The organism is Shewanella sp. 10N.286.45.A1 (assembly GCF_041470405.1).
GTDB lineage: Bacteria > Pseudomonadota > Gammaproteobacteria > Enterobacterales > Shewanellaceae > Shewanella.
Window position 1 is genome coordinate 1 of sequence record NZ_JBFRMK010000405.1, and the last position, 573, is coordinate 573.

A 573-nucleotide genomic window follows, 5' to 3' on the forward strand; every position below is an offset into this window, starting at 1 on the left:
GGGGGGGGGGGGGGGCTGAAATGGGCAAGAAGCAAAAAGTTTTAACTTTTATTGTCGGAATATTTTTTTGTACACAGGTATTTAGTCATGTTTATGTCTATCAGGATCCGATAACTGGGAAAGAACATGAGCTAAGTATTAGTATCGAGAAAGAAAATAGATTATGCACTTTAAGCGGCGCCGGATCAGTTATTGACGCTACTTGTTCATCATTTGAAGAGTCAAATGTACATCAGTTGGATCTTCTTGGATATGGGGCATTTAAGTTGAATAAAGAGGACCTCGATGAGTACGATCGTAGAGAGCGGGCTGGTGAGCTCAAGAGGCATGGTAATGTAAAAAAGCCGATGTTTATAGAAAACAGTGAATACCAGCTGATTATCGCTAAAGCGCAGAACATAAAATTTATGAATTCTACCTTTTCTAATGTTTACAGAGTGAGTTATATAAGTAAAAAGCGTTATGGAGGTGGCGGAGTGATGCTTTTTACTCGCCATGAAGGGCTTATTGTTTTTGCAAAATTACTTGATTTTGATTCACCTCCAATGATGTTTAAATTTCTAGTTGGTGAAT

General features: G+C 38.2%; 1 protein-coding gene. It reads left to right on the forward strand.

The features are described from left to right. Positions 1 to 20: 20 nt before the first annotated feature. The coding region (locus tag AB4238_RS21980; protein ID WP_372035717.1) for a hypothetical protein at positions 21 to 573 on the forward strand (553 nt) is incomplete at its 3' end.